General features: G+C 63.6%; 7 protein-coding genes. 6 read left to right on the top strand and 1 reads right to left on the bottom strand.

Annotation, left to right across the window (positions count from 1 at the left end):
• Positions 1-950, bottom strand: a 950-nt coding sequence (locus EOD07_RS19695; RefSeq protein ID WP_281059070.1) for a 5'-3' exonuclease H3TH domain-containing protein, incomplete at its 3' end; no start/stop codon positions are given.
• A gap of 524 nt (positions 951-1,474) precedes the next feature.
• Between EOD07_RS19695 and EOD07_RS19690 the strand changes: the two genes are divergently transcribed.
• The 6 genes from EOD07_RS19690 to EOD07_RS19665 form a co-directional block, all read left to right on the top strand.
• Positions 1,475-2,860: a M20/M25/M40 family metallo-hydrolase gene (locus EOD07_RS19690; protein ID WP_127236660.1), complete on the top strand. Its 1,386-nt coding sequence runs from the start codon at positions 1,475-1,477 to the stop codon at positions 2,858-2,860.
• A 147-nt stretch (positions 2,861-3,007) separates the two neighbouring features.
• A complete protein-coding gene (locus EOD07_RS19685; protein ID WP_127236659.1) occupies positions 3,008-3,628 on the top strand; it encodes a ribonuclease D in 621 nt (206 codons plus the stop codon).
• Between the two features lie 68 nt (positions 3,629-3,696).
• Complete coding sequence (locus tag EOD07_RS19680) at positions 3,697-3,897, top strand: hypothetical protein (RefSeq protein WP_073989792.1); 201 nt, start codon at positions 3,697-3,699, stop codon at positions 3,895-3,897.
• Positions 3,898-4,007: 110 nt separating this feature from the next.
• On the top strand, positions 4,008-4,262 hold the full coding sequence (locus EOD07_RS19675) for a GlsB/YeaQ/YmgE family stress response membrane protein (protein WP_042640778.1): 255 nt from the start codon (positions 4,008-4,010) through the stop codon (positions 4,260-4,262).
• A gap of 27 nt (positions 4,263-4,289) precedes the next feature.
• On the top strand, positions 4,290-4,436 hold the full coding sequence (locus EOD07_RS19670; protein WP_127236658.1) for a hypothetical protein: 147 nt from the start codon (positions 4,290-4,292) through the stop codon (positions 4,434-4,436).
• Between the two features lie 42 nt (positions 4,437-4,478).
• Positions 4,479-5,730: acyltransferase (locus EOD07_RS19665; RefSeq protein WP_164772363.1), on the top strand; the 1,252-nt coding region annotated here is incomplete at its 3' end.

Below are 5,730 nucleotides of genomic sequence, written 5' to 3'. Positions count from 1 at the left end.
CCATGCGCGGTGTCGGCCCGCTCGACGGTGACGGCGGAGGCCTGGACGTCGCCGATCTCGGTCGCGGTCGCTTCGGCGACGCGCCGCGTCAGCGTCGTGAACTCCATGGTCTTCAGGAAGCCGATCAGCTTCGGCCCGTCCGGCTCGTGCAGGACGAGGTCGTCCAGTCCTTCCTTCAGCGGCACGTCGTTCTTCAGCGTCACCAGCTCGCGCGAAATGCGCGCCTTGTCGGCATTGGCAATGATGGTCTCGCGCCGTTTCTCCTGCTTGATCTCGGAAGCGCGGGCGAGCAGCCCGTCAAGGTCGCCGAACTGTTCGAGCAATTGCGCCGCGGTCTTCGGGCCGATGCCAGGCACGCCTGGCACGTTATCGACCGAGTCGCCGGTGAGCGCCTGCAGGTCGATCATCTTTTCCGGCGGCACGCCCCATTTCTCGATCACTTCGGGGATGCTGATCCGGCGATCCTTCATGGGATCGTACATACGGACCGCCGGACCGACCAGTTGCATCAGGTCCTTGTCGGAGGAGACGATTGTGGTGTCGGCGCCGACCTCGCGGGCGAGCCTGCAATAGGTGGCGATGATGTCGTCGGCCTCGAAACCCTCCATCTCGATGCAGGGCAGGTTGAAGGCCACGGTCGCCTGGCGGATCAGGCCGAATTGCGGGATCAGGTCTTCCGGCGGCGCCGAACGGTTCGCCTTGTATTCCGGGTAGAGATCGCTGCGGAAGGTTTTCGAGGAATAGTCGAAGATGACGGCGAAATGCGTCGGCGCAATGCCTACGCTGGTGTTGCGGGCGTCCTGCATCAGCTTCCACACCATGTTGCAGAAGCCGAGCACGGCGCTGGTCGGCAGGCCGTCGGATTTGCGATTGAGCGGCGGCAGCGCGTGATAGGCGCGGAAAATGTAGCCGGAGCCGTCGACGAGAAAGAGGTGATCGCCTTTTTTCATGCCGGCAGGGATAGCGCGGCCGGGCTTCGCGGTCCATGCCAAAGGCGGTGGAACCCACCGGTTCGGGCAACACCCCTGACAGTTCCTGTCCGGCAAAGCGCGTCGCGCTGAAACCGATTCAGGCGACGCGCTTTGGGTCTTTTTGTTGGTGCATGTCGTTTTCCCAAAACCGCCGCACACTTTTGGGCGACATGCACGGAAAATTCGCCGCTCACGGGCATGTTACAAAAGTGTAATTTTCGTGCCCTTGAATCGCCACGTTCACAAACCCAAATACACGTCATCGGCATTTTTCGCCGAAGTCCGGAGTAAGGCCCGTCCCCCGCCTATCCCGGGCAAACTGCGGCAGCCTATCCCCCCTCTCCGGGCTGCCGCAACGTTTCGAGTAGAGACCGCCGTGGTTCCCCCTCCACCACGGCGGTCTTCTTTTATCCTCGCAACGATTGCATCTTGGTCTAACGATCGCGGCTTTTCGTTTTCGGCGTGGCCCTTTAGGGTCTGCCCAAAATCGAAAGGCAAAAAGCATGTCCAGAATCTCCCCCGTCCTCGAGCGTCTCGACCAGAATCTCGACCAGAGCCTGGAGCGGCTGTTCGGCCTGCTCGGCATCAAGTCGATCTCCACCGATCCGGCCTTCGCCGCCGACTGCCGCAAGGGCGCCGAATGGCTGGTCGCCGAGCTCAAGCTGATCGGCTTCGACGCGAGCGTGCGCGACACGCCCGGACATCCGATGGTGGTGGCGCATCACGAGGGACCGGCGGGCGCGCCGCATGTTTTGTTCTACGGCCATTACGACGTCCAGCCGGTCGATCCGGTCGAGTTGTGGGAAACCGATCCGTTCGCGCCGTCGATCAAGGAGATCGAGCCTGGACGCAAGGTGATCACCGGGCGCGGCTCGGCCGACGACAAGGGGCAGCTGATGACCTTCGTCGAGGCGTGCCGTGCCTGGAAGCAGGTGCATGGCAATCTGCCCTGCCGCGTCACCATCCTGTTCGAGGGCGAGGAGGAATCCGGCTCGCCGTCGCTGAAGCCGTTCCTGGAAGCCAACGCCGCCGAGCTGAAGGCGGATTTCGCGCTGGTCTGCGACACCAGCATGTGGAATCGCGAGACGCCGTCGATCTGCGTGTCGCTGCGCGGCATGGTCGGCGAGGAGGTCACCGTCAAGGCCGCCAGCCGCGATCTGCATTCGGGCCTCTATGGCGGCCCGGCCGCCAATCCGATCCGGATTCTCGCCAAGGTGCTGGCCGACGTGCACGACAAGGACGGCCACGTCACCATTCCAGGCTTCTATGACGGCGTCGAGGAGACGCCTAGCCAAGTGCTGAAATCCTGGGAAGGGCTCGGCGAGACGGCCGAGACCTTCCTCGGTCCGGTTGGCCTCTCCATTCCAGCCGGCGAGAAAGGCCGCTCGGTGCTTGAAATGACCTGGGCAAGGCCGACGGCGGAATTCAACGGCATCATCGGCGGCTACACCGGCAAAGGCTTCAAGACGGTGATCGCGGCGGAAGCGTCGGCGAAAGTGTCGTTCCGGCTCGTCCACAAGCAGGACCCGAAGAAGATCCGCGCCGCCTTCCAGGCCTTCGTGCGCGAGCGCATTCCCGGCGACTGCTCGGTGGAATTCCACCCGCATGGCGGCTCGCCGGCGATCCAGCTTTCCTACGACTCGCCGTTCCTGGCCAAGGCCAAGGATGCGCTGTCCGACGAATGGGAGAAGCAGGCGCTGACCATCGGCAGCGGCGGATCGATTCCCGTGGTCGGCGATTTCCAGACCTATCTCGGCATGGAATCGCTGCTGGTCGGCTTCGGCCTCGACGACGACCGCATCCATTCGCCGAACGAGAAATACGAGCTGACCTCCTTCCACAAGGGGCAGCGGTCCTGGGCGCGAATCCTCGATGCGCTGACCCGCTGAGGCGAAAATCGCGCAAGACGCGAGATTCAACTTTCTGTTGATTTTTCTCCGGATCGCGGCGAGGACGGATGACCAGCGCAACGCGCCGCCGCCTGCTGGCGCATCCCAAGCGATGCGCGGCATTGCGGCCGCGATCCGGAGAAGAGAATGACCGATATCCGTTTCCACAAGAACGATCTGCCGGACCTCACCCGTTACAATGTCGGGGCGGTGGCCATCGACACGGAAACGCTGGGATTGAATCCGCATCGCGACCGGCTCTGCGTGGTGCAGATCTCGCCCGGCGACGGCAGCGCCGATGTCATCCAGATCGCGCCTGGCCAGAAGAAGGCGCCGAACCTCGTCAGCCTGCTCAGGAACCGCGCGATCACCAAGCTGTTCCATTACGGCCGCTTCGACATCGCCGTGCTCTACAATGCCTTCGGCGTGATGGCGGAACCGGTGTTCTGCACCAAGATCGCCTCGCGGCTCGTCCGGACCTACACCGACCGCCATGGGCTGAAGGACCTGTGCAACGAATTGCTCGGCATCGGCCTGTCCAAGGCGCAGCAATCTTCGGACTGGGCGGCGGAAACGCTTTCGCCCGAGCAGCTCGACTATGCCGCCTCGGACGTGCTCTATCTGCACCGGCTGCGCGAGGTGCTGGTGGCGCGCCTGGCGCGCGAAAACCGCACCAAGGAGGCGGACGCCTGCTTCCGTTTCCTTCCGACGCGCGCAAAGCTCGACCTGATGGGCTGGGCGGAGGAAGACATCTTCGCGCATAGCTGACGGAACCCGGCGCGTCGGAAGGACGTTGGGGCCGGTCTATGGGGGCCGGTTCGTGGAGGGAGTGAGAGATGGCAGAGCGCAAACCGATAGAAAGCGCGCCCAAGGATGGCTCGAAGGTCACCATCCTGTGGAAGGACGGTGACGGCGTCGTCAACGAATCCATCGGCCAGTATCGCGACGGCGGCTGGTGGGTCTACACCGACAGCGACACGCAAAAGAAGGTCGATCCGACGAGTTGGCGTCCGGCATCGGGTGACGACGACGAATAAAGCCGGCGCTGGCGAGGCCGGCCGCTTTCCAATAGGTTTCATCCGTCGCAGTTGGAGGCCGATTCGGGGCGTGTGGCTTGGTTGGTCCTCCGCTAACGGAGGGATTGGCAATGGGAATTGAAAGCCTGCTCGTTTTCATCATCATCGGTGCGATCGCCGGCTGGCTTGCCGGACTGATCGTCAAGGGTTTCGGCTTCGGACTGGTCGGCAACATCGTCGTCGGCATCGTCGGCGCGCTGATCGCCGGCTGGATATTCCCAAGGCTGGGCTTTGCCGTAGGCGGCGGGATCCTTGCCGCGATCATCCACGCCACGATCGGCGCGGTGGTCCTGCTGGTGCTGATCAAACTGGTGAAACAGGCCTGATCTTCCAGCAGGCATCGGGGACGCGCCATGAAGCAGAACATGCTCTATGCCATCATCGGCGCTCTCGTGGTCGTGATCATAGCGCTCGGCATCTATGTCTATCGCGAGCAGACCAGGCCGAAAGGCGTCGAGCTCAAGATCGACGACAAGGGCATTTCGATCCAGCAGAATTGATCACGGCGGCCAGCCGCCGGCGCCGTGAGGGATAGACTGGCTTTGCGAGACGACATTGCGCCGGGGGGATTTCGGCCGGAGATACAGGGGCTGCGCGGGCTTGCCGTAGCCTTCGTGGTGATTTTCCATATCTGGCCGGCAGCGCTTCCCGGCGGCTATGTCGGGGTCGACATCTTCTTCGTCATCTCCGGCTTCCTCATCACCGGCCTGCTCACGCGCATGGCGCTCAGCGAAAACGGCATCTCGCTCGTCGGCTTTTACACGCGCCGGGTCAGGCGGCTGCTGCCGGCGGCGATCGTCGCGCTCCTGGTCACGCTCGCGGGAACGCTGCTGTTCGTGTCGGACGCGTGGTGGGAAGAAACCGCCAGGCAGGTGATCGCAAGCGCGCTCTACGTGCAGAACTGGCGGCTTGCCGAGCAGGCCGTGGATTATCTCGGCGCCGAAGACGCGCCGAGCCCCGTCCAGCATTTCTGGTCGCTGTCGATCGAGGAGCAGTTCTACATCGTCTGGCCGGTGCTGATGATCGCGTCGCTGTGGTGGGCCAGACGCCGCGGATATTCACCCGTGCAAATGCTCACCTTCGTGCTCGGCGTGGTCCTGGCGGGCTCGCTCGCGGCTTCCGTCGCCCTTACCCGATCCGATCCTGCATGGGCCTATTTCGTGACCCACACCCGGGTCTGGGAGCTGGCCCTTGGGGGATTGCTGGCACTGACCCTCGATCGGTTCCGTCCGAGCGCGCATATGCAGAATGCGATGGCTGTTGCCGGCATGCTGGCGGCGCTGGCATCGGCGGTGTTGTTTTCAAGATCGACCGATTTTCCAGGCTTCAAGGCGCTGCTGCCGACGCTCGGCGCGGCTCTGGTCATTGCGGCCGGCAGCGTGCGTGTGGGCCGCTTCCGCGGCCTGGATATCGTGGCGCTGCGCTATGCCGGCGACCGCTCCTATTCGATCTATCTATGGCATTGGCCGTTGATCATCTTCTATGCGGCGCAGCGCGGCTCGATCGGCCTGGTCGATGGCGTTCTGCTGATCATCGCCACCCTGGCCGTTTCCGATCTCTCTTATCGCTTCGTCGAGCAGCCCTATCGCCATTCGCGCTCGTCGCTGGCATGGCGGCCGTTGATCGACGGCACGGCGGCGATCGGGGTGTGCGTGGCGATGGCCGGCGGACTCGTCTATGCGGTCGACCGGCAGCCCATCGACACCAGCCAGATCGGAACGCCGAATTATCCGGGACCTGCGGCCTTGCTGGCGAACGCCGTCGTCCCCCAAGGCGTCAAGCTGCTGCCTCCCT

The sequence above is a fragment of the Mesorhizobium sp. M2C.T.Ca.TU.002.02.1.1 genome (genome assembly GCF_003997225.1).
The sequence above is the reverse complement of the archived record's forward strand: the minus strand, read 5'-3'. Positions and strand labels throughout refer to the sequence as shown.